The sequence below is a fragment of the Luteolibacter flavescens genome (assembly GCF_025950085.1).
Taxonomy (GTDB): Bacteria; Verrucomicrobiota; Verrucomicrobiia; order Verrucomicrobiales; family Akkermansiaceae; genus Haloferula; species Haloferula flavescens.
In genome coordinates, this window is sequence record NZ_JAPDDS010000021.1 from 1 (window position 1) to 24,410 (window position 24,410).

Annotated in this window: 25 protein-coding genes and 1 tRNA gene; 17 read left to right on the forward strand and 9 right to left on the reverse strand. The window is 64.1% G+C overall.

All coding sequences use genetic code 11. The features are described from left to right. Positions 1–80 precede the first annotated feature (80 nt). Together OKA04_RS23215 and OKA04_RS23220 are read right to left on the reverse strand one after the other, a co-directional pair. Positions 81–1,007 carry a sugar phosphate isomerase/epimerase family protein gene (locus tag OKA04_RS23215; protein WP_264503619.1) on the reverse strand — a complete coding sequence of 309 codons (927 nt, stop codon included), beginning with the start codon at positions 1,005–1,007 and terminating at the stop codon, positions 81–83. A 35-nt stretch (positions 1,008–1,042) separates the two neighbouring features. After that, positions 1,043–1,534, reverse strand: coding sequence for a low molecular weight protein-tyrosine-phosphatase (locus OKA04_RS23220; protein WP_264503620.1), 492 nt, complete (start codon positions 1,532–1,534; stop codon positions 1,043–1,045). 315 nt (positions 1,535–1,849) lie between these two features. Here OKA04_RS23220 and OKA04_RS23225 point away from each other — a divergent pair, with 315 nt between their 5' ends. The 4 genes from OKA04_RS23225 (at position 1,850) to OKA04_RS23240 (ending at position 8,640) form a co-directional block, all read left to right on the forward strand. Next, positions 1,850–4,816, forward strand: coding sequence for a choice-of-anchor D domain-containing protein (locus tag OKA04_RS23225; RefSeq protein WP_264503621.1), 2,967 nt, complete (start codon positions 1,850–1,852; stop codon positions 4,814–4,816). A gap of 80 nt (positions 4,817–4,896) precedes the next feature. Further along, a complete protein-coding gene (locus tag OKA04_RS23230; RefSeq protein WP_264503622.1) occupies positions 4,897–6,705 on the forward strand; it encodes an arylsulfatase in 1,809 nt (602 codons plus the stop codon). A gap of 62 nt (positions 6,706–6,767) precedes the next feature. Next, the gene (locus tag OKA04_RS23235; protein WP_264503623.1) at positions 6,768–8,144 is read left to right on the forward strand and encodes a hypothetical protein; all 1,377 of its coding nucleotides are present in this window, start codon (positions 6,768–6,770) and stop codon (positions 8,142–8,144) included. A 64-nt stretch (positions 8,145–8,208) separates the two neighbouring features. Then, complete coding sequence (locus OKA04_RS23240) at positions 8,209–8,640, forward strand: hypothetical protein (protein ID WP_264503624.1); 432 nt, start codon at positions 8,209–8,211, stop codon at positions 8,638–8,640. A gap of 6 nt (positions 8,641–8,646) precedes the next feature. Here OKA04_RS23240 and OKA04_RS23245 read toward each other — a convergent pair whose 3' ends face one another. From OKA04_RS23245 to rplM, 3 genes are all read right to left on the reverse strand, one after another. Beyond that, on the reverse strand, positions 8,647–15,492 hold the full coding sequence (locus OKA04_RS23245) for a hypothetical protein (protein WP_264503625.1): 6,846 nt from the start codon (positions 15,490–15,492) through the stop codon (positions 8,647–8,649). Positions 15,493–15,588: 96 nt separating this feature from the next. Continuing rightward, complete coding sequence (gene rpsI / locus OKA04_RS23250; protein ID WP_264503626.1) at positions 15,589–15,984, reverse strand: 30S ribosomal protein S9; 396 nt, start codon at positions 15,982–15,984, stop codon at positions 15,589–15,591. A 22-nt stretch (positions 15,985–16,006) separates the two neighbouring features. Further along, a complete protein-coding gene (gene rplM / locus OKA04_RS23255) occupies positions 16,007–16,438 on the reverse strand; it encodes a 50S ribosomal protein L13 (protein ID WP_264503627.1) in 432 nt (143 codons plus the stop codon). Positions 16,439–16,699: 261 nt separating this feature from the next. Between rplM and OKA04_RS23260 the strand changes: the two genes are divergently transcribed. From OKA04_RS23260 to OKA04_RS23270, 3 genes are all read left to right on the forward strand, one after another. Next, positions 16,700–18,313, forward strand: a complete 1,614-nt coding sequence (locus OKA04_RS23260) for a hypothetical protein (protein WP_264503628.1) — start codon at positions 16,700–16,702, stop codon at positions 18,311–18,313. Positions 18,314–18,407: 94 nt separating this feature from the next. Next, a tRNA-Asn gene (locus tag OKA04_RS23265) sits at positions 18,408–18,482 on the forward strand. 89 nt (positions 18,483–18,571) lie between these two features. Further along, positions 18,572–19,252 (forward strand): hypothetical protein, encoded by a 681-nt coding sequence (locus tag OKA04_RS23270; RefSeq protein ID WP_264503629.1) that lies wholly within the window; start codon positions 18,572–18,574, stop codon positions 19,250–19,252. Here the strand turns inward: OKA04_RS23270 and OKA04_RS23275 are convergent. The 3 genes from OKA04_RS23275 to OKA04_RS23285 form a co-directional block, all read right to left on the reverse strand. Beyond that, positions 19,215–19,727, reverse strand: a complete 513-nt coding sequence (locus OKA04_RS23275; protein ID WP_264503630.1) for a 3'-5' exoribonuclease domain-containing protein — start codon at positions 19,725–19,727, stop codon at positions 19,215–19,217. The two genes, OKA04_RS23270 and OKA04_RS23275, sit on opposite strands and share 38 nt — an antisense overlap. A 14-nt stretch (positions 19,728–19,741) precedes the next feature. After that, entirely contained in the window at positions 19,742–20,092 is a 351-nt protein-coding gene (locus OKA04_RS23280; protein ID WP_264503631.1) for a hypothetical protein, read from the reverse strand. 104 nt (positions 20,093–20,196) lie between these two features. Continuing rightward, the gene (locus tag OKA04_RS23285; RefSeq protein ID WP_264503632.1) at positions 20,197–20,328 is read right to left on the reverse strand and encodes a NifU family protein; all 132 of its coding nucleotides are present in this window, start codon (positions 20,326–20,328) and stop codon (positions 20,197–20,199) included. 133 nt (positions 20,329–20,461) lie between these two features. Between OKA04_RS23285 and OKA04_RS23290 the strand changes: the two genes are divergently transcribed. Together OKA04_RS23290 and OKA04_RS23295 are read left to right on the forward strand one after the other, a co-directional pair. Then, on the forward strand, positions 20,462–20,713 hold the full coding sequence (locus OKA04_RS23290) for a TA system antitoxin ParD family protein (RefSeq protein WP_264503633.1): 252 nt from the start codon (positions 20,462–20,464) through the stop codon (positions 20,711–20,713). A gap of 20 nt (positions 20,714–20,733) precedes the next feature. After that, positions 20,734–20,964 (forward strand): hypothetical protein, encoded by a 231-nt coding sequence (locus tag OKA04_RS23295; RefSeq protein WP_264503634.1) that lies wholly within the window; start codon positions 20,734–20,736, stop codon positions 20,962–20,964. Between the two features lie 26 nt (positions 20,965–20,990). Here OKA04_RS23295 and OKA04_RS23300 read toward each other — a convergent pair whose 3' ends face one another. Then, entirely contained in the window at positions 20,991–21,341 is a 351-nt protein-coding gene (locus tag OKA04_RS23300; protein WP_264503635.1) for a hypothetical protein, read from the reverse strand. A 59-nt stretch (positions 21,342–21,400) separates the two neighbouring features. Between OKA04_RS23300 and OKA04_RS23305 the strand changes: the two genes are divergently transcribed. The 8 genes from OKA04_RS23305 to OKA04_RS23340 all read left to right on the forward strand — a co-directional run bounded on the left by OKA04_RS23305 (position 21,401) and on the right by OKA04_RS23340 (position 24,363). Next, on the forward strand, positions 21,401–21,682 hold the full coding sequence (locus OKA04_RS23305; RefSeq protein WP_264503636.1) for a hypothetical protein: 282 nt from the start codon (positions 21,401–21,403) through the stop codon (positions 21,680–21,682). A gap of 123 nt (positions 21,683–21,805) precedes the next feature. Beyond that, positions 21,806–22,057, forward strand: a complete 252-nt coding sequence (locus tag OKA04_RS23310) for a hypothetical protein (RefSeq protein ID WP_264503637.1) — start codon at positions 21,806–21,808, stop codon at positions 22,055–22,057. Then, positions 22,054–22,473, forward strand: a complete 420-nt coding sequence (locus tag OKA04_RS23315; protein ID WP_264503638.1) for a hypothetical protein — start codon at positions 22,054–22,056, stop codon at positions 22,471–22,473. Before OKA04_RS23310 ends, OKA04_RS23315 begins: the two co-directional genes overlap by 4 nt. Further along, positions 22,470–22,931, forward strand: a complete 462-nt coding sequence (locus OKA04_RS23320) for a hypothetical protein (protein ID WP_264503639.1) — start codon at positions 22,470–22,472, stop codon at positions 22,929–22,931. The genes OKA04_RS23315 and OKA04_RS23320 overlap by 4 nt, the downstream gene beginning before the upstream one ends. A gap of 101 nt (positions 22,932–23,032) precedes the next feature. After that, positions 23,033–23,413 (forward strand): hypothetical protein, encoded by a 381-nt coding sequence (locus tag OKA04_RS23325; protein WP_264503640.1) that lies wholly within the window; start codon positions 23,033–23,035, stop codon positions 23,411–23,413. Between the two features lie 100 nt (positions 23,414–23,513). Further along, positions 23,514–23,723, forward strand: coding sequence for a hypothetical protein (locus tag OKA04_RS23330; protein WP_264503641.1), 210 nt, complete (start codon positions 23,514–23,516; stop codon positions 23,721–23,723). A gap of 60 nt (positions 23,724–23,783) precedes the next feature. Continuing rightward, on the forward strand, positions 23,784–24,122 hold the full coding sequence (locus tag OKA04_RS23335; protein WP_264503642.1) for a hypothetical protein: 339 nt from the start codon (positions 23,784–23,786) through the stop codon (positions 24,120–24,122). A 25-nt stretch (positions 24,123–24,147) separates the two neighbouring features. Beyond that, positions 24,148–24,363, forward strand: coding sequence for a hypothetical protein (locus tag OKA04_RS23340; RefSeq protein WP_264503643.1), 216 nt, complete (start codon positions 24,148–24,150; stop codon positions 24,361–24,363). Positions 24,364–24,410: the final 47 nt, after the last annotated feature.

The window sequence follows — 24,410 nt, forward strand, 5'->3', positions numbered from 1 at the left end:
CCATAGGTGTCGGATATCCGACACCGACGATTGCCCAGCTCCAAGAACCTACGGACGGTGCTGCGGACCACGCTTACCTTCTAGCAGCGCTCGGGAAACTTGTGCTTCCACACGGCGAAGGCCTCCTTGATGTCCTTCGATCTCTGGCTGGGGCTGAGTTCCCAGATGATGGGGCAGCCCTCGGGGAAGAAGGGGAGCAGCGATTGGTAATCCAGCGTGCCCATGAATGGGGTGCGGTGATCTCGCTCCGGCCACTGCACGTCGTGGAGGTGGCCGCCGATCAGGTGCGGGGAGATCCTCCGCAGCCACTCGACGTGATCCAGCAGGCCGAGGTTGTGCTTGAGCTGCACGTGGCCAAAGTCATGCCAATAGCCGACCCAAGGATTGTCCGCGAAGTGCTCCTGCAGGCGCACCATCTCCCGCTCGTTGGGCATGTCCTCGAAGCGCGAGCGTGATTCCACAGCGAGCTTCACCCCGTATTTCGCCGCCTTTTCAGCGATCTCTTCCAGCGCCTCGATGGCGCGCTGGTAGTAGAGCGGGGCGATCTTCTCGCGCTTCTTCACGAAGGCGATCTTCTCCGCTGCATACTCGGCACCGTTCCTGCCTTCTTCAGCGACCATGGAAGTCAGCCGCTTGGTCCACTTGCGCGGATTCATCGGCACGGAGCCCATGTGGAGCACGAGGTACTGCGCCTTGAATTCCGCGGCCAGTTCCAGCGTCTTCATCGTCATCTCCATCGCCCGCTCGCGATCCGCCGGGCGGTGCGAGGTGTATTCGTAGGCGTCCGGCGCATCGATCATCACCTCGACGGGCGAGGGGAAGTAGTTGTGCACGCCCGAGCAGGTGAATTTCCCGGCGGCGTAGGCCTTCTTGATCCCCGGGAGCTTCGCGATGGTCATGCCGTGCGAGAGCTCGATATTCGTGAAGCCGAGCTCGAGGATCTCATCGATCATCGATTCGCCCTCGTGATGGCGCGAGTTGTTCCAGCAGGTGGAGAAGGAAAGCATGCTAGGGAATCTGGAGAGAGTTGTTCGGAGGGATGTCAGCCGATCTGGCGCTTGATGGAATCCAGCAGCCCTTGGCAGGCATCCTCCACCAGATCGGCCACTTCTTCAAAGCCCCGCTGGCCGCCATAGTAGGGATCCGGGACGTGGCTGGCTTCCTTTTCAACGCAGTATTCGACCAGCAGGCGGATTTTTCCCCGATACGTCCCCGCACGGTCGAGGCGGCGGAGGTCCTTGAGATTGTCCTCATCGGCGGCCAGCACGAGATCGAAGTCCCGCAAATCTTCCGACGTCACCTGACGCGAGCGACCGGTGATCTCGTAGCCCCGGCGGCGCAGCGTGTCAGCCATGCGCGGGTCAGGGCCCTTGCCCGCATGGTAACCGATGGTGCCCGCGGAATCGATGTGGATGGCGTCAGTCAGCCCTTCTTCGTCCACCTGTTTCCGGAAGACGATCTCGGCAGCCGGGGAACGGCAGATGTTCCCCATACAGACGAAGAGGACGCGGAAGGGCTTGCGGTCGGCGGGCATTGGCGGTCGGGGTTCCGGTCATGGTCAGGATTCCCGGGCGAGCGGCAATGGCAAAATCCGCCGCTTGGGATCGGGCGCGCATCGGATATCGTGGAGTCGGAAAAACTCCCGTGGTTTGTAGCGGTCGAAGGCTTATAGGGGAGATGAGTTTGTTCTTGTTGCGATGTTGAAGAATTGGTCCAAGACCGATGCCGTATCGCTGCCAAACCGCTTCTCATGATTTCTTCTTCCCCCCTTCGAGCCACATTTCTTTTCCACGGCCTGGTAATGCTCTCGGTGGCCCTTTTGCAAGGAGCGGAAGCATCCGCTTCCATCGTGAGGTTCGTGGACCCGCATCCGACTGCAGGGAACGAGTTCGGAGCTTCGGTGGTGTTGCTGAGCACGGGCAATGTCGTGGTCACTGCTCCCTCTTCGAGTTACAACGGATACCGATCCGGCTCGGTTTATCTCTTCAACGGGAAGACCGGAGCGCTCATCAGTGAGTTGCATGGTTCCTCCTATCAGGACCGAATTGGTTCGGATGGGGTGACGAAGGTCGGCGACGGCAATTTTGTGATCCGGAGCCAGGATTGGGACAATGGATCGGTCGTGAATGCAGGTGCTGTCACCTGGGGCAGCGGCGTCAGCGGGGTTAGTGGCGTGGTCAGCGCGTCGAATAGCCTGGTGGGCAGTTCGCTCTCCGATCGGGTGAGCAACGGTGGACTGACCGTGCTCGCGAACGGAAATTACGTGGTTAGAAGTTCAGCCTGGAAGGGAGGGGCGGGTGCCGTCACCTGGGGCAGCGGCGCTACTGGGGTGAGCGGGGTGGTCGGGCCTGAGATTAGCCTTGTCGGTAGCAAATCGAATGACGGGGTCGGAGTGGTCACCGAGCTGGCAAACGGCAATTATGTCGTCACGAGCCCGGCTTGGGACAATGGTCTCCTCACCGATGTGGGTGCCGTGACATTGTGCTCAGGCTCTGCGGGTCTGGCGGGCGTGGTCAGCAGCGCGAACAGCCTGGTCGGCAGCAAAGCTGGCGATAAGGTTGGAACAGAAGTGCTCCCTCTTCCGGGCGGGCACTTTGTGGTACGCAGCCCCGACTGGGATCGCGATACGGTGATTGATGCAGGGGCGGTGACCTGGGTGCATGGAACCGAAGGGCTGACCGGCACTATCACGATGGAGAACAGCGTGGTCGGAAGGGCTGCGGGCGATCGGATCGGCACGTCGCTGGCGGTGCTGGGCAATGGACACTACGTGATCGGAAGCACGGATTTTGATAACGACGGAGTCTCGAACGTGGGTGCCGCCACCTGGATGAATGGGGGGACGGGAACCTCCGGCGTTCTCAGCGCAGCCAATAGCCTGGTAGGCAGTTCGGCAAACGACCGTGTGGGAAGTCAGGTGACCGCGTTGACCAACGGCAACTATGTGGTCTCCAGCCCGAACTGGAGCAATGCCGGCGCTGCAAGAGCCGGAGCTGCCACCTGGCGCCCGGGAAATGCTGCCTCCAGCGGTGTCGTGAGCACGGCCAACAGCGTGGTCGGCAGCACGGCGAGCGATCAGGTGGGCACGAATGTCCTGCCGCTGAACAACGGCAACTACGTCGTATCAAGCCGCTTCTGGAGCAATGCAGGAGCATCGGGCGCAGGGGCTGCCACCTGGTGTCCGGGCACGGGCGTGTCAGCCGCTACGGTCAGTCCCTTGAACAGTCTGGTGGGTAGCCGGACCAACGACAATGTGGGTGCCTTGATTGCCCTCCGGAATGGAAACTATCTTGTCGAAAGCACGGACTGGGACAATGGCAGCATCGTGGACGCAGGGGCGGTGACGTGGGGAAGTGGCACCACCGGCATCAGCGGCACCGTCAGTCCGTCGAACAGTCTCGTCGGAGCCAGCGCGGATGACAAAGCCGGATTCCGTGGTATTTCCACTCTCCCAAACGGAAACTATCTCGTCAGGACTGCTTCCTGGGACAACGGAACGGCAGTGAATGCCGGAGCAGTCACCTGGGGCAATGGCGTGACGGGAACGACCGGTCCGATCAGCAGTTCCAATAGCCTCGTCGGAAGCCGGGCCAATGAGAGCATCGGGCAGACCGTGCGAATCCTGAGCAACGGCAACTACGTCGTGGCAAGCCCGGCCTGGAACAACGGGAACGTGGCCAACGCGGGTGCCGTGACCTGGGGTAGCGGCACCTCCGGCGTCTCCGGTGCAGTCTCGACATCGAACAGCTTGGTAGGCACCTCGGAGAGCGATGCGGTGGGAGCCAGTATCACGCACCTCACCAATGGGAACTATGTCGTGGCCAGCCGGGGATGGGATCACGGTCAAGTAAGGAACATCGGTGCCGCGACCTGGTGCAGCGGTTTGACCGGGCTCACCGGTCCGGTGACTGCCGCCAACAGCATCACCGGCGAGGCGGCCGACGCGGGCTTCAGCAGCATCATTCCGGATGAAGATGCAGGGGTCTTTTACGCTGCTTTTGTAAGCGGTGGAGCGGTCACCATGATTCCCGGTTCACTGACCGAGGGCGCATCCCCGCGTCCGCTGGTCACCTTAGCAGAAGGATCCTCCACGCTCATCGACGGGAGCACCTCGCCCGTGAGTTTCGGAGATCCCGCGGTGGGTGTCGGTGTTACGAAGACCTTCACGATTTCGAATCCGGGCAACGCCGATCTGATTCTTGGCGGCATCACCAGGGAGGGCGAACATGCCGGAGACTTCGTGGTGGGGTCACCTGCGGGGATGACGATTGCTCCGGGCGGCAGCACGACTTTCACGATCACTTTCACTCCTTTGGATGCTGGCGTGAGAACGGCAGTGCTCCGCATCGCGAGCAACGCGGGGAGTCCGGCGGATTTCTTCGACGTGCTCCTGACCGGGGGCTCTGCCTATGGCAAGTGGGCGCAGGATGCGGGGCTGACCGGTGCCGCGGCCGAGGCGTCGGCCACTCCATTCGGAGACGGTGTTCCGAATCTCTTGAAGTATGCATTCAATATGGACGGGACCCGGCCGGACCGGCGGATGCTCACTGCGGAGGGCACGGCGGGGTTGCCTTTGATCGAGGTCGATACCAGCCTTGGAGTGGTGATCCTGCATGTCTCCTATCTGCGTCGCGTTGGCAGCGGACTCATTTACACGCCGCAGTCGTCTGTGAATCTGAGGGATTTCACCCAAATGTTTCCAAACATGGGGAACGAAGTTGTCACCCCCATCAATGGCGAATGGGAGCGGGTGACCATTCAGCACTTGGCGGACGAACAGGCGAAATTCGTCCGGGTGGAAGTCAAGAAGCCCTGAGCCGCCCCACCGCCATCATCGGACAGCGAGGACGCGGAAGAGCTTGCGGTCGGCGGGTATGGTCGCGAAAAGCTCCCGGCATGCTCCGCATTCCCGCGCTCGCGGCAATCGCAAAGGTCCTGCTGTCGGTCGCGTTTGCGGCCGGGCCGAATGTCATCGTGGTGATCACCGATGACCAGGGCTACGGCGACATCTCCGCACATGGCAGCACGAAGGTGAAGACGCCGGCGCTGGACAAGTTCCGCGCCGAGTCCACGTCGCTCGACCGCTACTATGCCAGCCCGACCTGCGCGCCCACCCGGGCGGCGCTGATGACGGGCCTGCACGAGTTCCGCTGCGGGGTCAGCCATACCCTCATGGGGCGCAGTTTGCTGAGACCGGGCATTCCCACGCTGCCGGAGATGTTCCGCGCTGCGGGATACCGCACGGGGATCATCGGAAAGTGGCACCTCGGGGATGCCTATCCGTGCCGTCCGGAAGACCGTGGCTTCGATGATGTCTTCGTCCACGGCGGCGGGGGCATCGGCCAGACACCGGACTATTGGGGGAATGGCTATTTCGACCCGATGATCCGGCGGCGCTCCGGTTGGGAAAAGACCAGCGGCTATTGCACGGAGGTCTTCTTCAAGGAGGCGATCACCTGGGTGAACGAGCGCGTCGCGGCGAAGCAGCCCTTCTTCCTGCAGCTCGCCACGAATGCGCCGCACTCTCCCTACATCCCTCCGCAGAAGGATTCGAAACTCACCGGAGTGGATGCCTTTCACGCGATGATCGAGGACATCGACACGCAATTCGGCCGGCTGATGCAGGCGCTGGAGAAAAGCGGTGCGGACAAGAACACGATCGTCGTCTTCACGACCGACAACGGTTCGGCGGGAGCGGCGGCGAATGCCGGGATGAAGGGTAGGAAAGGCAGCCCGGATGAAGGGGGCGTGCGCGTGCCTTGCTTCGTGCGCTGGCCCGGGAAAATCGGAGAGGGGAGGGTGGTCCGCGACGTGACCGCCCATCTCGACCTGTTGCCCACCCTGACCAACTTGGCCGGTGTCGCCCGGCCCGAGAAATGGACCGGCGATGGCGTTGACCTCGCGCCTGCGCTGCGGGGAGAGGCTGAGTTTCCGAAGAACCGGCTGCTTTTCACCCAGGTCGGGCGTTGGCCGGGGGATGCTGCCGCCGGGCGATTCCGCGCGCAGGATTTCTCGGTCCGTGACGACCGCTGGTGCCTCGTCGGGCTGGAGCTCTACGACCTGCTGGCAGATCCGGGGCAGAAGACCGACCTCTTCCCGGAGCAGCCCGCGGAGGCGCAGCGACTCCTGACGGCCTACGGACGCTGGTGGGAGGAGGTGCTGCCTGCCGTGCGGGAGCCGGTGCGATACGTGATCGGGGCCGAGGCATCACCGGTGGTCCGGTTGACGGCGCACGATTGGTGGCCGTCGAAGGAGGCTGACGAGGTGCGCGGTGCCGAGACCGTGGTCACCCACGAGCAGATCCGCACCTTTCTGAGAAATGCGCAGGTCGCCGGGACGCGGAATTCTTTACCATCCACCTCCGGCCACTGGAAGCTGGAGGTGGCCCGCGACGGGAACTATGAGATCGCCTTTGGTCTCGTCCCGCCGGAGGCACCGGCAGAGGACCGGCGGGCCTTCGGGCGCTTGCGGCCGGGAGTCGCGCACGTCCGAGCCGGTCAGGAGGAGGCCAAGATGATGGTGCAGGAAGGGGCCACCCTGCTGAAGGTGCCGCTGGACCTGGATGCCGGGCCGCTTGATCTGGAGGCTTGGTTTGACGGGCAGCTTCTCAATGACCGCATCCTCGGAGCCTTTTTCGTTTCCATCGAGCGGAAGGGGGAACGGAAGTCCCCGAAGTTGGATTTGAAACCGCGGCCTGCGAATTGAAAGATCCCGCGCAACTTCTGCCGGACGGCCGGGTTTGAGCCGACCGGAGATCGATACCTATCATGAAAAACACCGCCACCATCGGAATTGCGGCCCTCCTCGCCGGAGCTGCCGGGGGTTATCTCGCCGGAAAATCCGGTTCAACGGGCAGCGAGGCGACCGCCGCGGCGGAGTCTACGATGCAGGGCACGAAGTCCAGCAACCGCGCCGGCAGCACGTCCGCTTCCGATGCGTCGAAGAAGGGTCCGCGCAATGCCAGCGAGGCTCTCAGCGAGCCGGGTCAACTCGCTCGCATGCAGGGACTCATCGATCTCTATGCCGGCATGAATGCCGACCAGCTCGCGGATGCCGCAGGCAAGCTGGAAGACCTGCCGATGTCCCAGCGCATCATGGCCTCGATGCTCCTTTTCGCCCGCTGGGGTGAGATCGACCCGCAGGGCGCGCTTGCCCACGCGGCCACCCTCGGCCCGGGCGGCATGTTTGCCCGTCCGACCATCCTCCAGAGCTGGGCCAGCACGGACCCGGCAAATGCCGCGAAGTATTTCAGCGAGAATCCGGGCGAATTCGCCATGATGGGCGGCTTCGGCGGCCCCGGCGGTGGCGGCAATCCCGCCTCCACGATCGCCGCGGAGTGGGCGAAGCTCGATCCCGACGCCGCCCTCGCTTGGGCGAATGGCCTGACCGGTGAAAACCAGTCCAACGCTCTGCGCTCCATCGTCGGCGAGCTCGCCAACACCGACCCGACCAAGGCCGCCCAGATCGCTTCCACCCTCACGGGTCGCGAGCAGATCGCCGCCTACGGCGACATCGCCGAGAAGCTGGCTGCGAAGGACTTCGCTTCCGCCGAGAGCTTCATCAATGGTCTCCCTGCCGAAGCCCGCGAGCGTGCCTTGTCCGATGCGCTGAACGTGCTCGCACGCACCGACCCGCAGACCGCTGCTGCCAAGATCGCACAGATGTCCGAAGGCGGCGATCGCGACCGTGCGATCGCCCGCGTGGCCGAAGGCTGGGCCCGCCAGGACCCCGCCGCTGCCGCCGCCTGGGTGAGCCAGCAGTCCACGGAAGACATGGATGACGCTGTCCGCTCGGTGGTCTCCGCATGGGCCGGTCGCGACAGCGCTGCGGCCCTTTCCTGGATCCAGTCCCAGCCACAAGGCGAGGTCCGCGACGAGGCGATCGGCACCTACATCTGGACGAATCGCAGCTCCGATCCGCAGAGCACCATCCAGCTCGCCGAGAGCATCTCCGACGAGGGCGACCGCAATCGCTCCATCTTCATGGCCACGCGCCGCTGGATGCAGCAGGACAGCGCGGCTGCCACCAACTACATCCAGCAATCCACCACGCTCAGCGATGAGGCCAAGCAGCGCATCATCGAAGGCGGCGGTCGCGGTGGCTGGGGTGGCGGCGGCGGTGGTCGCGGTGGCCGTGGCCGCTGATTCCGGTCCCGAGGAAATTTGACAAGCCCGCTCCCGGCGCAAATCGTCGGGGGCGGGTTTTTTCATGTGGGTCCCTGAGGATACATACGCCATCACGCGCATCGATCTGCCACGTGCCGGGACGCACGGCTGGCAGGTGCGGCTGCAGCGTCGTGGCGTGAAGTATGGGAAATTTTTCGCGGATCGCCAACTCGGCGGGCCCCGCGAGGCCTATGCTGCTGCCCGCCAATGGCGCGAGGAGGTCGTGGAACAATTCGCGGCAGAGGAAGCCCAAGCCCGCATCTGCCGTCCCTCCCCGCGGAATCAATCCGGCGTGGTGGGCGTATCGAAGATCCGGATCATCGCCGCGAATGGCACCGAATACTGGTTCTGGCAGGCCGCGTGGTGCCCGTCGCCGGGCGAGCGGCGCAGCGTGAAATTCTCGATCAAGCGCCACGGTGACCGCCAGGCCTTTCGCCTGGCAGTCGAGGCCCGTCGGGACGGGACCGGGGCGTAGCGGCTGCTACAGGTCGAAGCTCTCGATGCGGGCACCCTTTTCCGGGTGGCTCACCAGCACCGCGATCTTGCGGATCTCTCCGAGATTGCTGCCGGTGTGGCTGAGGTAGTCGAATTTCCCGCGCAGGTCCGTGTAGCCGTCCTTGTGGAAGATGGCCTGGCCGTTCGCGCCCTGCACATAGACCTTCACGTAGGTCTGCGGCAGCGGCAGGCGGGTTGCGCTGTCGAAGATCTGGATGGTCCGATCCAGCGGTTGCCGCACGGTCTCGAGTGCACGGCTGTCGAGCACGCGCAATACCTTCGTAGTGCCGGACTGGGCGGCGACGAGGACATTGCCGCGGCGGAAGGCCTCCGGCAATTCCACGTCGGTCTGCCCACCTTGTAGGGCGACCTCGCGGGCATCGTTGGCGCGGATTCCGGGCAGCGAGGTTTCGTCTCCGGAGAGGAAAGGGTCCTTCGAGAACATCACCTCGAGATCCACGCTGAAAAGCTGGAGCAGCGTTTTGTCGAGGCGGTGATGGGTGAGGTGCAGCTTTCCATCTGCGGCGAGTGCGAGGTCGAGCGACGGCGCTTCTTCCTTCGGCTTCGCCTCATCCGCAGGGCGCGGGGCCTTGAGCGCGACGATCTCGTCCGCCTGGGCGACGATGGCATCGAAGCGGGATTTCCAAAGTCCCGGCGGCAGGTCCGTGTGATTCGCCGCGATGGTGCGGGCCTCTTCAGGCTGCGACCGGTGGAAGTGGACGACGGCCTTCATGTAGTCGTAGGCCAGCTTGCCCTCCAGCTTCGTCGCGTCGATTTCATCGAAGCGGGCCAGGGCTTCCGCGATGCGGTCCTGCATCAGCAGATGGGCGGTCATCGCGAGCTTGTCCCCGTCATTCCACGTCGGCTTCCACGACAGGGTATCGATGAAGTCCTCATAATATCGGGCCGCAGCTTCGTGGGTGAGCCGCTCCTTGTCGGCGAAGCGATGGGCGCGCGGATTGACCAGCGGGTCGAATTCCAGTGTCTCCCAGCCGAGGTGGGTAACGGGACGGATCTCCAACAGCGGGCCATCGAGCCAGTCTCCGGCTTCGAGTGAACTCTCTCCCTCTATCGGGGGCAGGACGCTGTATCCCGGTTCCGCCACGAAGCCTTTCGTGTGCTCCGTTAGAGTGCCTTCCAGATATTCCCGCATCTCCGGCACCGAGCTGTGGAAGAAGCCGAAGGATGCCAGATCCGGCGAGTGGTGAAGTCGATCGCGCAGGATGGCCGATGCCTTCTTGAAGAAGTCGGGCTCCTTCATCCGCCAGCGGATGATCTTCAGATCGAGGGTTCCCAGGTTCGCCGTGCGCAGTCGTTCCAGCACCGCGTCCGCCGATCCATCGCGGGCAAGTGAAGGCCACGAGCTTGCGTCCACGGGCGGAACCTCGGACGTGGCGCGCAGCGTGCGGGTGGCAGTGCGGGCGAGGACGGTGTCGCCTTCCGAGACCTGCAGCGGATACATCGCGAAATCCCCCGGGGCGGGGAAGTAGAAGGCAAGCCGCAGGTTCAGCACTCCATACGGCTGTAGCTCGTGCGTCACGGAGAGTGTCGCGGGCTGGCCGCCGAGCGGGATCGCTCCGGCGGGGATCTGTGAGATCACGTCCACGCGGCGGCCCACGCCATCGGGGTTTGTCACCACGAGCGACGCGCCATAAGGAACGCCGGTGATGAAGTCGCCGGTGATGCTGTTTTCAATCTGCCGCCCCTCCACGGTGCGGAAGCGGTCATCGAGGCGGTGGAAGGTCTGGCGGACCAGCACCGGGGCATCGGGGGCGATCTTCTGCGTCTCGCGGGTATCCTTGTAGAAAAGCAGCATCGGTTCGCGGGCCTTCACTCGCAGGGTGGAGCCTTCCACGCTGGTCTCCGGGCGCCCGGCCTTGAATGGCAGGTCGAGCATCGCCAGGCAGAATAGCGCTTCGTTCACGCCGCCCGCGCAGGCATTGAAATGCGGCGAGAGGAAGCCGCCCTTGCCATCCCATTCCGCGAGGTCGAGCCAGAAACCGTTCAGCGGGATGAATGACTCATCGGTGCTGCCACGATGCTTGTAGTAGTTCGACTCGAACCACAGCCGCGTCTGGTCACGCTCGGAGCTCCATGAGGGACGAGCTGTCCGCTCTTCATCGGGATTGGTGAAAGCCAAGCTGTCCCGCGACATCCCCTCGGGGGCGGGTAGCTCGGCGGGAGCGAAGGGATCATCTCCCGAGGACCCCGGTGCTGCACCTAGCACGGCATCCTCGTCGGAATGAACATCGCTGGTTAACATGTCGACCAAGTCGATGTTGGTCTGGGTGTTCCGGACGACAAGGCGGTTCCCTGAAATACTGGCCGTGGCTCCTTCAGGAAACACCACTCCATTTGCTTTTAATAGCTCACCGATGCTTCTCCTCGCCATCAGTGTCGTTCCCCCCCCGCTCGCGCTAGTAAATGGATCGTCGGGGTCCGTTTCGCTTGGGGTCATCGACTCCACGAGCTCGTTGATGAAGTCAGGCGAAACGGAGTAGCTGCGGGTAATTAAGTCCTCACTCGTCCCAGTTGCCGGGAGCAAGGTCACGGCGTAGTCGTCCACCTTGTAGCGGAGTCTTGTTTTCTCGCAGATGTAGCGCAGGACCTCGGCGACCGGGACGTTGCGAAGTTCGAGCTGGTCGATCTTCAGTGCTCCCGGGTCCGTGAGCCCGCCCAGCCCGGTATTTGCCGTGCCGCCACGTGGTTTCCGGATCACCCAGTTGATGCCGGTTTGCGAGCCGAGGAAATGCATGGCTTCCTCCACGCTGGCGTTCTCGAAGTCCACCACCGGGATGATGATGCGACTCAGCTTGTTCATGATGGATGACTTGTCCCCGGCCATCGTCCCGTCCGTCGGCGGAAGCACGTTGTTCCGGGCGAGTCCCAGCGAGTCCATCGTCGCGAGATCGGTGCCGCGCAGGGTTTGGGTGAAGAGCATCGTCTCCTGCTCCGGTGCCGGTGCTTCCAGTTCCCAGCGTTGCTTCAGCTCCGTCGTGATGCGCTCGCGGATGTCGGGCATCGCTTGGGCTAGCAGCGCCTTCTCGGCGGCATTGAGGCGTTGCCATGCGTAGGGCCGCAGGTGCTTGGAGAGGTCGCGGCCGAGGAGGATGTCGTCGATCACCTTCGGCTCTCGCTTCTCGGCAAGCATCGGCTTCACGTGCTTGTTGAAGAACCCGGCGTCTTTTTTCGCGAGGAAGAGATGCAGCTCGTGGCACGCGTGCTCGGAGAGGAAAGCGAGCTTCTTGCCCTCGTCCAGCGATGGCCAGTCGAGCAACGGCAGGAAGTCATTCAGTAGAGCATCGCCAGTGGCACCGGTGAGGAATTGGTGGGCCTCCTCCAGCGTGGTGAAGGCGCGCCAGTCCGCATCGATCACGCTCTCGATGGTGGCCTCCGCGCCCTTGGCGAGAGCGGCGGCGCGCCGGGTGCCAACGTGATATTTCCCTGCGTCCAGCGGCCTCGCGAGACGCCGGTCGCGCAGCGGCGTGTCCGTGGACTTCAGTGGCAAGACGAGATGATGGCGTCCGGCGGGATCTGCGGCGACGATGTCGATGACCTGGCAATTCGCGAAGTCGGCGGCGGGCACCTCCACCCGGCCATTTGCACCGACTTCCAGATCGTAGCGCAGCACCGATGGCGCGGCGAGGAAGTCGAGGGAGGGACTGCCATCTTCGCCCGCCTGCCGCGTGCCCGGAGGAGGAGTGGGCTTGCCCCGGTTGTCGGCTGCCAAGCCGCTGCCCGTGCCGCGGCCACCACCGCCGCCCAGCGGCTCCAGCCGCATCTGGTCGATCTCATCGGTGCTCCAGCGGTTCACCAGCAGCCCGGGGCGCGGAAGCATTGAACCGGGGAAAGTCAGCGCCGAGCGTCGGTCGAGGATGTAGCGCATCTCATCGCCGACACGGCTGCCTTCCTGGAAAGCGAGGCCCGTGAAGCCGGGATGGGCCACTTCAGATGAAGGCGAAGCGAAGGGCTGCAGGGCACTGCCCGAGTCCCATGAGTGAGTGAAGCGCGAGCCGACCAGCGACACCCGTGTGCCGGGTGTGGCTCCCTCCACTCGGACCACCAGCGTTCCCGCCTCTTCGGTGGCCGCTGCAATGAAAGGCAGCGAGGGCAGATGGCGCGGGAGCAGTCGGGTAGGGGAGACCAGCAGGCCATCCCGATCGACGCCCCCGGACACCTTCACCTCGATCTCCTTGCCATCGAGGGTGAGCGTGAAGTCGCCCGCAGGCAGTCCGCGCGTGATGAGGCGGCGGTTTTCCACGGCGAGCTTGTCGAAGTGATCCCGCACCACGACGTGGTCCCGCTCCTCCGTCAGGCTCACCCGTGCATGTTCCGGCGCGGCCATGAAGCGGACCAGCGGCAGACGGAGTTCCTCCCCGGTGGAAAGGTGGAATTGATTCGGCAGGTCTGCCCATCCTCCGTCCTCATCCGGGAAATACCCGGCGGGCGCGATGTCGGAACCCGTGACCCGGACTTCGGCGATGTCGATGAGCTTGCCCAGCGCGATGCGGCCGCGGTCGTCGCTGCGGAGGGGCTGCTTGATCCACTCGAGATGATTGCGGTGCCTGAACTCGAAGGTGAGAGGGCGGGAGGGAAGCGGTTCGCCATTCCGCCCGCGCAGCTCGACCCGATGGCCATCGGTATCCCGGGTGAAAAAGACAGCACCGATGCGGCCGGTCGAGAGGATGCCATTCATCGCATACCAATACTCGGTGGCGAGGGGAAGCGGGTCCGCCCCATCACGCGGGATGACGGTTCCGGTCAGCCGGAGCTTCAGCGAGGTCACGTCGGCAGGCACCTGGAAGGGCAAGGACATCACGGGGGCGAGCTTCAGGTCGCCGCCAATGACCCGCTCGGTGGTGATTCCTCCGCTGAGCGTGGCGATCAGCGTGAGCGAGGGTTTTTCGATCCACTCCAGCGGCAGGGCGTGGCCGTGGCTGGTGAGCTGCAGGCGCAGCAGGACATTCGCCTGACTGTCGGCGATGAGCTGCTCGCGATCGAGGTGAAAGCGCGCTTGCAGGGAGATCTGCTCGCGCCGCGGCTGGAGTGACAGTGGAAGGGCAAGCTTGCCCTGGCGGACCATCCCCACCTGACGGGAGGCTCCGGTGCGATCCGGGATGACGATGCGACCGTCCTGACCGGCGGTGAAGGTCTCGCTGCCGAGGGAAACGGTAGCGTCCTTCAGCAAGGTGCCGCCTTCATCGAAGACACGGATATTCTGGCCGTCGGCCTGGCGATCCACGTAGGGGATGAGCCGGCCCTTTCTAACAAGTGCCCGCGACGAGACGCCGCGCGACACGCACTCCACGATCCACGCGCCCGCTCCCTCCAACTCCGGGAGGTCTAGTACTTCGCGGTGGATGGCCAGCGGCTGCTGCGGGAAGGCGAGGCGCTTTTCATGGTGCGGCACCAGGCCCTCCAGATCCAGCTCCACCGGCGGCTCGGCCTCCTCGCGCTCGATGTAGCCGGGCAGATCCAGCTCGAAGATGCGGACGAGCAGCTCCGGCGTGTTCTTCAGGTCGAGCGCCAGCTTCACCGCCGCACCGGCAGGCAGGGTGACGGGTTGGCCGGGGGCGAAGGCGATGCGCGTTTCCTTCTGCATGGCCTGCACCTCGGAGGGATCCAGCTCTGCGCCCCAGCGTGCCGGGTCCGCCCCGGCGAGGAGCTTGGCGCGGGCGTGGAGGACGCGGAGGGTCTTCTCCTCGATGAGATCCTCGAATGCGTTCGGGCTGTCTGCTGTCGCGAGGAAATGCTGGAGATAGGCCTCGATCAATTCGCGGTCGTCAACGATCGGGCCGCAGGAGGTTGATGGCTCAAAATTGGCGTCGAAGGCGATCCGCGGAATGTCTCGCGTGCTTCTCGCTTCCTTCAAGATCGAGTGATCGGCGCGGGGTATCCGTAGGTAGGCGAGGAAGTCCTCCAGTGGCATTTCCCCCATCTCGCGCTGGAGTCGCAGGTGGTGGTAGAGCACGTGTGCCTTCAGCGAATTCAGCGCGGGCGGGGCATTCTTCAGGAAATCCCGGCAGGCGGCGAGGTGTGCGGCATGGGCGGAGGGCTCCAGCGTGAAATTCACCTCCGAGCCCGGCAGCAGGGTGGTGAGGAAGCGCTCGGCGAATGCCTCGCTCGCCTGCAATTCCGGAACGGCGACCAGCAGTTCCTCAAGCTGACGGCGGGTTAGCAGATTGTGGATCCTCGCGGAGCTGAAGTCGGGGCCGCGCTCCAGCTCGAGGACCTTCGCGATCAGCGGCACCACGGCGGGATGGTCGGCGCGGTCGAGTTCCTGATGAAAGTGGCGGAGCTTGGCCTCGTCGAAGGTATCGAGTCGGTCCAGCTCCCTGATCAGGCGCTCCTTTGAGTAGCCGCGGTAGGCCTGGTTGTTCGAGCGGGCATTGGCGGCAGCTTCGAAGGCCTGGGCGGAAATCAGGGCGGGATCGAGCTGATCCGGCAGCTTCTCATCGGCGCGGGCATCGGGCTTACTGTCGTCGAATTTGAGGTCGAGCAGGCGGACCAGTCCATCGACAGTCTTCTGCGGCGTGGCCTCGTAGCGCAGCAGCAGCTCGCGGGTCTCCAGAGTCTGGAAGCCATCGGCATCGACCGGACTGTCCTCCCTCTGCATCGCGGCCTTCCACGCATCCATGGTCCGGCGGAAGTCATCGGTACGTCCGGCGAGCTGGTGATGGAGTGCCTGGTAGAAGAACCAATCGCGGGTCTGTGGGACCAGCCGGGTGAGCGAGCTGTCCCTGGTGGCGGGATCGGCGAAGGCTTCCTTGAACTCCAGATCCGCGGCAGCGAGGGGAAGCGCGAGCAGGAGCGAGACGAGGGTTTTGCGCATGCTCCTGATATAGGAGAGTCATGCGTGGCGGGGGAAGGGTGAACACGAAAAAGCCGCATCCCTTTCGGAATGCGGCTTTCGTGAGATCGTGAGCGATTAGCGCTTGGAGAACTGGAAGCGCTTGCGGGCGCCGGGGCGGCCTGGCTTCTTGCGTTCCTTCATGCGCGGGTCGCGGCGAAGCACGCCGTGCGGCTTGATCACCTTGCGCAGCTCGGCATCGAAGATGGTGAGCGCACGGGCGATGCCGAGGCGGATGGCACCGGCTTGACCGTGGGTGCCGCCGCCGGAAGCGGAGACGACCACGTCGAACTTGTTCAGCATGTTCGCGTGCTGGAACGGGGCCAGCACGGTGTTCTGCAGGGGCAGCGTCGGCAGGTATTCCTCGAAGGAACGGCCGTTGATGACGATCTGGCCGCTGCCTTCGGTGAGGGTCACGCGGGCAACCGCGTTCTTGCGGCGACCGGTGGCGCTGAGGTTCTTGGCTTCGCTCATTTCAGAAAGGAGAGTTCAGGGTTCAGGCGATTTCGTAGGCCTGTGGCTGCTGGGCTTCGTGCGGGTGCTCGGCACCGGCGTAGACCTTCAGCTTGCCGTATTGCTGGCGACCGAGGCGGTTCTTCGGGATCATGCCCCAGACGGCGTTCTCGACGAGGAGGACCGGGCGGCGCTTGCGCACCATGCGTGGGGTTTCCACCTTCTTGCCGCCGACGTAGCCGGTGAAGCGGGTGTAGATCTTGTCGTTTTCCTTGGTGCCGGAGAGCACGACCTGGTCTGCATTCACGACGATGACGAAGTCACCGGTGTCGATGTGCGGGGTGAAAGTCGGCTTGTGCTTGCCACGCAGCAGGCGGGCGGCCTCCACAGCCACCTGGCCCAGGATTTTGTCCTTGGCATCGATCACATGCCACTTGCGCTCGATGTCGGTCGGCTTCGCGGAAAACGTCTTCATTGGATGGAACTGAAAAAATACCCGTCAGCGGCGCGACGGTTCACGTCTCGCGGCGAAGGGGCGCGCAAGCTAGGGAGCGACGCAAGGGGTGTCAATCGGAAATCCGTCCGAAGTTCTCGGCGTATTTCCATCGGGCTTCCCCGCGCACTCGGACAATGGCTGCACAAGGGCATGCAAGGTGCTGGCAGAATGCACCGCGAGACCTTTCTTTCCTTGTGACACTCTAACTTGCGCCCCAAGCTACCGGCGATCCTGACCCCCATGGTAGAGCAACTCACCGTCCAGCCGTTTTTCGACCACCTCGGCCAGGCCTGCGCTCCCCACGCCCCGGGCGTGAATGCGGCCGCCACCGCCCGTTTGGAGCGGGTGCTGAAGTCACCGGTCGATGCGCCGGGCCGTGGCATCCTGCTGCGCGCGCCTCGTGCGGGATTCGGAAAATCCCACCTGCTCTCCCATCTCCAGCAGCGTCTGGGCACGACCCATGAATTCCTGCCGATCCACCCGGTCGAGGGTTCCCGCGTGGATCCAGCCGGCGCGATCGAGGGTGCGCTGCGCCGCCTATCACGTCCGCTGCCGGCCGGTGGTGGGCTCACCTCGCTGGATCTCCAGGCGCGTCGGCTTTTCGCTCTCGCGCTGCAGCCATTGGTCAGCTCGGGCGAAGTCCCGTGCCAGGACCGGGAGGCAGCTCTCTCCGCCCTGCGCCAGCGCCCGGTGGAAACCTTTGACTTCCACCATTCCCAAGCCGTCACGGCCCATTGGACGAAGGAGAATTTCGAAGTGCTCGGCCCCCGGCTCGCCTTGGAGCTGGGCCGCCTGACGGGCACTTCCCTGAATGAGTCTTCCTACTGGCTCGCCGCGCTCTTCCGCTTCGCCGTCGCGACGCCGGAGCATCCGGGGCGCACGGGCATGATCATCCAGTCGGCCATCGCCGAGGCGGGTGTCGAAAGATTTGCCGCGCTGCTCGCCATGCTTTCGCTCATTGGGCGGGTGGTGATCGTGGCGGATGATCTGGAAGGCCTGCACGCGGATCGTGCCGCGGCGCTGCGCTTCGCCAGCTTCCTTGCCAGCGTCCGCCAGGAGGCCCCGCGGGTGGATGCGATCGTCTCGCTGAATGACGATGTCTGGCAGAGTGCCTTCGAGCCCGCGCTGAGCGGCGGTCTGCAGGATCGTCTGGGCGAGGTGGAGGTGCGGTTGGAGCCGATGGACGAGGATGCGCTGGTTTCCCTGCTGGAAGCCCGCACCCCCGGCCGCGTCAGCGGACTGCGCCAGAGGCTCGGACTTTTCCCCGCGGAATTCTACCCGCGCCGCGTGCTGCGCAAGGTGGCGGAGCTGGATGACGAAGGTCCGGAGGTGCCTGCGGTCATGCCCGCAGCTCTGCAGACTCCTGCTGCTATCCCTGCGGCAGCGGTGGAAGCTGCGGCTGCCGAGCCTGCACCTACTCTTGTGCCCGAGCCTGCCATGGCGGCGACGCCTGCTCCCGCCCCGGAGCGCGTTGACTTCGTTTCCACCCCGGAACCAGCGCCAGCCCTGGCCTCGACACCGGAACCCGCTGAGGCTTCGCCCATCACCCCGCCGCCTCTCAAAGAGCCGGCGGCCAAGGTCGAGTCACCGTTCGCCTCCGAACCCGTCGAGGCCGCTCCATCATTCTCTGCCCCTGCCGCCGCAAGCATCGCGCCGAAGACCCCTGCGGAAATCGAGCCCGCGGCCCGTCCCATGGTCTCGCCCTTTGCTCCCGACGCCTTGGAGAAGAGCGGGGAAGGGGAGACGGAAGCCATCGCGGAGTCGAAGCCCGCGGCCGAGCCTGTCGCCGCTGCTGGAGGGGATCGCATCGACGATCTCCTGCGCCAATTCCGCGAACGTTACGGTCGGGAGTAAATTGATTCAGAAACCTTCCATTTTTGCCTTGCCAGCTCACGGGTCGTAGTCCCATCTTCCGCCCGCCCCGGTTCCCGGGGTTGGTTCTCCAAAATCCGGCGTAGCTCAGCGGTAGAGCGGGTGGCTGTTAACCACTAGGTCGTAGGTTCGATCCCTACCGCCGGAGCCAATCTAAAAGGCGCATCCTCAATGGTTTGCGCCTTTGGTGTTTTCTGGAGGTTGAGGGTGTGGACAGTAGATGTGGACGGTTTTGCGAACATGCTTTCTGACGAGGAAATATGGGACCGAATCGAGGAGGCTGCGGATCTAAATTTCCGCGGCGAGAGGGACGTCATGACCTTGGACAAGGAGATTTCCATGTGGCTGGAGTCTCATGGGATTTTGCCTTCGAAGGGCTGGGACGGCTGGAATTCCGTTACGGTGCTTGTTCACCTCATGAACCTTCAGCGGGATCTGAGGAGGGGGCATCGGAGGCTCGAACGGGCTTTGAAGACGACGCGTCTTTTCCCTGCCTGGGAGATCGTGTGGAAGCACTATCCCCTGTGGCCGTTCGATCCAGCCCCTCGCCCGGCGTGGATCGAGGAGAGATGGCGCACCGGCCTCGCAAAGACCACGGAGATGGGAACCGTGTGCGGTGAGCGGTTGGCGGCGATCGTTGGCCATCCGGTGTGGCTAGAAATGTCGGATCTCGGTCGGCCCTTTGAACCTTTCTTATCCGACCAAGGATTTCTAACCCCTCCTTATTGGGAGGGGAGCGGAGCTATCACCATCAGACCCGTGGGGCGGAGGGATGCCATGACCCTAGGGATCATGAAGGATTCACCGGCGATACCGGCATTTACTCCGTGGCCGGGAGAGGGGAGGCTGTCCCTGCCTGAATGGCAGAACCTGGTAGAGGACCTCAGATCCGGTCGGCGCGGAGCGAAGACAAGGCCGTGAATAGATCGGCAATCGCAGCTTTGGTATCGGCGAGTGCCTCATGGGGCCGCGTCGCACGCCGCTGGTCTCCGAAGGCCACCTTCCAGACTGTGCGAGCGTCCCGCACCTGGTAGTATCGCCAAGGCTCGGGAGAGCCGGGCGGGCGAAGATCCAGAAGGGGCATTAGAAGGGGAAAGTCATAGGTGATGCCCCAGCTCCAAGGGACCCTAGACTCACGATCCGGGATAACCTGATCCAGCCACGCGCAGAGAGCGGCGATGGCCTTGGCCGGCTCAATTGCATCAGCGTGTTCGATGGTCGTGCCGTGGTCGCGATGCCACCGGATCGTCTCGTAGTCGCATACGAAAGGCAGCTCCGGCTTCAGTCGCACAAGGAACTCCTCGCCCGTGGCTCCGGTCTCAGGGTCGAATGTGACCGCGGCCAGCTCCACGATCGCGGACCCGGGCCGCTTTCCCAGAGCCTCGATATCGAGCATGAAGTGGGTGTAGCTCACTGGTCGCCCTCCTTCAGCTTGCGAATCAGGGCGTCGATGCCGCGTTCCATCTCTGCAGGATCATCCGTGCCGATGGTCTCCTTGATCCAGATACGGAAGCTCTGTGGCTTCACGAATTCCCCGGCCTCCGCCTTGCGGCGGATCTCCGCGACCACGAGCTCCCGGTCCTTCGGGGGTAGTCCGAGAATCCGGGCGGTGAGGGGGAAGTCGCCTCCACAGAGGCCTTGGTAGATGATGAGGTGGCGCATCACCTCATTGCGCGAAATCCCGTTCCGGGCCGCCGTGATATCGAGAATCGCCACCTCATGATCCGAGAGGGTCAGAGAGGTCTTGTTGTTGAGCTTCATGGGGAGGAAGTTGGTAGTGATTTAGGGTTCCTAAGAAGAACCCTAAGAGAGTGACGGGAAGTACTGGAGCGCGCAAGTCAAAGGTGTTCGAATGAACACATGAGTCATTTCCCCTTCCCCTCTGAATCCTCCACGTCCGGGAACTTCTCCTTCAGGAGCTGCTCAATCCAATTGGACAAGGTGCGCCCATCTGCGCCCGCCGCCTCCCTGGCCCTCTCCAAGAGATCCGCGCGCATGCTGATGCTCGTCTGGGTCTTTCCGTCGGCCCGCGTCCCGTGGCGTGAGGCGGGTGTTGGTTTCGGCTTAGGCATGGCCGCTTAATACACCATCCTACTAACCATTAAAGAAAATTGTTGCTCTTGGTGTAGGATGGTGTATCACACCAACAACGAACGGCAACACGCCACCATGAAAGCCAAACACGCCACCACAATCTCACTGGATGCGAAGCTGCTCGAAGCAGCCCGCAAAGAGGCGAAGGCACAGCGCCGGTCCCTCTCTGCCCAGCTTGAAGTCTGGATGGAAGAGAAGCTCGGAGTGCGGAGCGAAGAACACGCCCCGATGAACCGGACCCCATTCGAGGGAATGGGACCGGAAGCGCCCGGGCACATGCCGGTCTAACAACCAACTCATTTCCCTACATGCCACCCTCCGAGATTACTCCCCGCTGGATGAAGCTTCGTCTCGCAAGCCGTCACTGCGGACTGTCCGTGCGGACGCTTGAGCGCCGTCTCAGCGAGGAATGCTTTGCGAGCAAGCTCGTCGGAGCGGTGCGCCTCATCGACCGCGAATCGCTTGATGCGTGGATCGATAGCCAGCCGTCCGCCACCTCCGGTTTCCGCGGCAAGAAGAAGACCCCGAACCCCGCCTGAGATGAGCACGCCCAGCGCCTACGACGTCATGGTCGATACCTGGCCTCTATTGAAAGCATCGAGCCTTTCTCGGAGCACGTCACCCGCCACTTGCCAGCCTGGTGCCGATACTCCTTCCCCGCTGCAAGAGCCGCTTTCAGCTCATGAAGGAATGCAGGAAGGCCCTCGTGACCTACCAGCGCGGCCTTCAGTGCCATCGGAGCCAGAGCCTCCTGAGGGCGGAGATCCCCCGGAATCTCCATGAACAGCCGCTCGGGAGGATCGGCATCCACGCGGGGAAGCACATGTAGCACCACCCGCCCCAAAGAGATCTCCCGGTCACCCACGGTCGCCATTCCGGAGACCATCTCAAGATAGTCAGAAATTACCTTTTCCATAACCCCGAAAGGCTGAGTGGCCGAGTAGGGGCGGAGCAACCTGAAACCTGATCATTCTCGTGAACTCCCTCACCGCTGTCATCCCCGGGCTACAATCGCGCGCCGCTGCCGCGCAGCCGACATCGCTGTCCCGCATGCGCGGATTCCAGCACGCCGCGAAGCTCTGCGCGAAGCCATGGAGCGCAGGGCGGGTGCTCCGCCAGCTCCGGCAACACGCCGGCTTCTGGGCGGACCGGGACGAGGACAAGGCCTGCGCCTACCGCGAGAGCATCGGCCTGATAGCCCGGGAGACCGGCGAGCGCGAGACCACGGTGGTCCCGGACTTCGCCCTCACGTCTTGAAACTTTCGCGCCCGGCCGGCGCGCGGTCCTCGGGGAGGGGGACCTGCGACACGCCGGCCGGGCCGATCCTCTCACCCGACCTCCCCGCCGTCTCTAACATGAACTTCCCCTATCTCCCCGTTTATGTCTGAAATCCTGCCACTTCCCATTCCCACCGAGGCGCAGATCAAGGGATACCCCGATCACGTCGCCATGTTGCCGCCTGCCGAGCCCGGCATGGTCGGGAACGCATCCTTCCGCTGTGGCGTGTTCCGCGCGGCGCTGATGGAGGCCTGCCAGACCATCGACTACTGCCGCCACCCGGACTCCACGCCGGAGGGGCGGACCAAGGCAGCGGAGGCATTCTTCCGTCACTTCCAGGAGGTGCGCCAATGAAAGCCCGCCGTCCGGTCTCGACCGTCCGCGACTATCGCCCGCCGCCCGAGGCGGGGGAGGTCCCCACCACTGGAGCACCGATGCCACGGGCGAAAGCAACGGCGAAGGGTGCGACCAGGGGCGGCAGCTTGTCCCCGCTGCAGATGCTGCGGCAGGGGATGGCCCTGCCCGAGCCGGAGCGCACGGACATGCGGTGGTTCGTGTCGCAGTATCCCGACGCCTACCTGGCCGATGCCTACCGGGACCTCAGCACGAAGAACCTGAGCGACCTGACAGACCATTGGGTGCGCGAGCAGGCGGAGCGACTGAAGGCGGTGCGCGTGGAGATCCGCGTGCGCGGCCTGACACCGAAGACGCTGCTGGAGGCCCACCCGCGCAAACCGATGAAACCCCATCCCCTGAACCCACGCCGATGAAACCCTGTATCGCCCGTCAACACGCCGAGGACTGCCGCCAGATGGCGGGCTTCCTCCTGGGATTTGCCGTGATCATGGCCCTCGCGGGTGCAGCCGTGGGGGATTCGCTCGGGCCGGGGATGATGCTGCTCGCCTGCATCGCGGCGGCGGTCGTTTTCGCCGGCGGCTTCATCCACGAGATGGCGCAGGCCCGGCACTACGACCGGGTGGGCCGCAATGCCTCGCGGGAGCTGGCGGCATCGCCACCACCTGCAGCACAGCCCACGGAGCTCCGCCGCATCCCGGTCGAACTTTACGGGGGGCCGCTCGATGGCGGTCCAATGATGATCCAGGAGGACACTCACACCATCGAGGTCGAGAGCAAGGCGACCGGCGAACAAAGCTACTACCAGCGGTCCCAGCTCAAGAGCCGGAAGGGCTGCACCGTCTTCGAGCACCGTCCCCAGATCTCCGCCTGACTTAACACTTTTCCCCCGGAACCAAACCGGCCCGGGGCGCGCGCCCACCCCGTCCCCCCGAAGACGGCGCCGCCCCGGGTTGCATCCCTCACCGCACGACCATGTCCGACCCTGCCTCCGCCGCTCCTGCCACGATGACCATCGTACTTCCCATCCCCTCCCGCAAGGTGACTCCGAACGGCCGCGCGGGGTGGCGCGCGAAGGCGAAGCTGGTGAGGAAGTATCGCTCGCTCGCCTTCTGGCGGATGCTGGAGCTGCTGGGCGGGGAGAAGCCGCCGCGCCCGGTGGCCTACAGCTACCGCTACCACTGGGGAAGCAACCGCCGCGACGATGACAACGCGATCGCCAGCGGGAAGGCCTACCTGGATGGCATCTGCGAGGCCCTGAAGATCGATGACCGCGAGCTGCGCTTCCGCGAGCTGATCCACGAGAAGGACCGCACGGAGCCGCGGATGGAAGTGATCCTGCACCTCGCTCCCTGACTCTCCACGGACGCCGGCCCCACCACAGCGGAGGCAGTCCCATGAAGGGACGGGGCCGGCTGAAATTTCCAAACCCGAACGAACCCGATCCATCCACCCGATGAATCCCAACCAAGGCCCGCAACCCCAGTGCCGCAAGCGCCGACACCAGCGGACGGTCGGCAAGCAGGAGCGGAATGAACACTTCACCGACGTGGACCGCGCCTGCGACCGCTGGCTGCGGGACCGCGACGAAACCTACCGCCCCGCCGGCGAGCGGAAGCAAGCCGTCCCGGGGAAACCTTACCAGCCGCTCAGCCACTTCGCATGAGCCAATCCGCCCACCGAGAAACCCCGGCCGGAAGCTGCAACCTCTCACTGACCCACCACCATGGATCGCATTGAACATCTCTTAACATGCCTCGCCGAAGAATGCGGGGAGGTCGCCAAGGAATGCTGCAAGGCGCTCCGGTTCGGGATCTATGATCAGCTTACCATCGATCCCAACGGCCCGCGGGGGACCGAGGGTCCTACGAATCGCGCGAAGATCGCGGCAGAGATGGTTGACCTGATTGCCATCTATCAGATGTGCGTGGATATGGAGATCCTTCCGGATCTCGGCCTCTCAATGTCTATGGAGACCATCAGGGAGAAGGCCAGCCTGAAGAAATCCAAGGTCGAGGCCTACATGCACTACGCACGCCGCGTTGGAGCTCTGAAAGGGCACTGATCACCGATCACCCGGCACAATCCCCATGCCCTCCGGCTCCGCCCCAATCCACCGCCCCGAGACCACCGAGGTGCCGACCGGCACGCTGCGGATGATCCTGGCCCACTGCCGACGCGGCCTCGCGCCGACGGTCGCGTGGTCCGAGGACCGCCACCGCATGGACCGCCAGGCCTTCGACCTCCGCGGCGAACAACTCGCGGCGATCGAGGCGGAAATCCAACTCCTGTTAGATAACCAATGAAGACCCGAAAGTTTCGCCCTTATGTCCGCCGCGCACGCGGGGATGAG

Coding starts and splice junctions, on each gene's coding strand:
- OKA04_RS23320 (WP_264503639.1), top strand. CDS start 22,470: ATGAAACCCTGTATCGCCCGTCAACACGCCGAGGACTGCCGCCAGATG.
- OKA04_RS23275 (WP_264503630.1), bottom strand. CDS start 19,727: ATGCTCGATATCGAGGCTCTGGGAAAGCGGCCCGGGTCCGCGATCGTG.
- OKA04_RS23270 (WP_264503629.1), top strand. CDS start 18,572: ATGCTTTCTGACGAGGAAATATGGGACCGAATCGAGGAGGCTGCGGAT.
- OKA04_RS23300 (WP_264503635.1), bottom strand. CDS start 21,341: ATGGAAAAGGTAATTTCTGACTATCTTGAGATGGTCTCCGGAATGGCG.
- OKA04_RS23295 (WP_264503634.1), top strand. CDS start 20,734: ATGCCACCCTCCGAGATTACTCCCCGCTGGATGAAGCTTCGTCTCGCA.
- OKA04_RS23325 (WP_264503640.1), top strand. CDS start 23,033: ATGTCCGACCCTGCCTCCGCCGCTCCTGCCACGATGACCATCGTACTT.
- OKA04_RS23290 (WP_264503633.1), top strand. CDS start 20,462: ATGGTGTATCACACCAACAACGAACGGCAACACGCCACCATGAAAGCC.
- OKA04_RS23240 (WP_264503624.1), top strand. CDS start 8,209: ATGTGGGTCCCTGAGGATACATACGCCATCACGCGCATCGATCTGCCA.
- OKA04_RS23220 (WP_264503620.1), bottom strand. CDS start 1,534: ATGCCCGCCGACCGCAAGCCCTTCCGCGTCCTCTTCGTCTGTATGGGG.
- OKA04_RS23235 (WP_264503623.1), top strand. CDS start 6,768: ATGAAAAACACCGCCACCATCGGAATTGCGGCCCTCCTCGCCGGAGCT.
- OKA04_RS23260 (WP_264503628.1), top strand. CDS start 16,700: ATGGTAGAGCAACTCACCGTCCAGCCGTTTTTCGACCACCTCGGCCAG.
- OKA04_RS23215 (WP_264503619.1), bottom strand. CDS start 1,007: ATGCTTTCCTTCTCCACCTGCTGGAACAACTCGCGCCATCACGAGGGC.
- OKA04_RS23310 (WP_264503637.1), top strand. CDS start 21,806: ATGTCTGAAATCCTGCCACTTCCCATTCCCACCGAGGCGCAGATCAAG.
- rpsI (WP_264503626.1), bottom strand. CDS start 15,984: ATGAGCGAAGCCAAGAACCTCAGCGCCACCGGTCGCCGCAAGAACGCG.
- OKA04_RS23340 (WP_264503643.1), top strand. CDS start 24,148: ATGCCCTCCGGCTCCGCCCCAATCCACCGCCCCGAGACCACCGAGGTG.
- OKA04_RS23245 (WP_264503625.1), bottom strand. CDS start 15,492: ATGCGCAAAACCCTCGTCTCGCTCCTGCTCGCGCTTCCCCTCGCTGCC.
- OKA04_RS23285 (WP_264503632.1), bottom strand. CDS start 20,328: ATGCGCGCGGATCTCTTGGAGAGGGCCAGGGAGGCGGCGGGCGCAGAT.
- OKA04_RS23315 (WP_264503638.1), top strand. CDS start 22,054: ATGAAAGCCCGCCGTCCGGTCTCGACCGTCCGCGACTATCGCCCGCCG.
- OKA04_RS23230 (WP_264503622.1), top strand. CDS start 4,897: ATGCTCCGCATTCCCGCGCTCGCGGCAATCGCAAAGGTCCTGCTGTCG.
- OKA04_RS23330 (WP_264503641.1), top strand. CDS start 23,514: ATGAATCCCAACCAAGGCCCGCAACCCCAGTGCCGCAAGCGCCGACAC.
- rplM (WP_264503627.1), bottom strand. CDS start 16,438: ATGAAGACGTTTTCCGCGAAGCCGACCGACATCGAGCGCAAGTGGCAT.
- OKA04_RS23335 (WP_264503642.1), top strand. CDS start 23,784: ATGGATCGCATTGAACATCTCTTAACATGCCTCGCCGAAGAATGCGGG.
- OKA04_RS23280 (WP_264503631.1), bottom strand. CDS start 20,092: ATGAAGCTCAACAACAAGACCTCTCTGACCCTCTCGGATCATGAGGTG.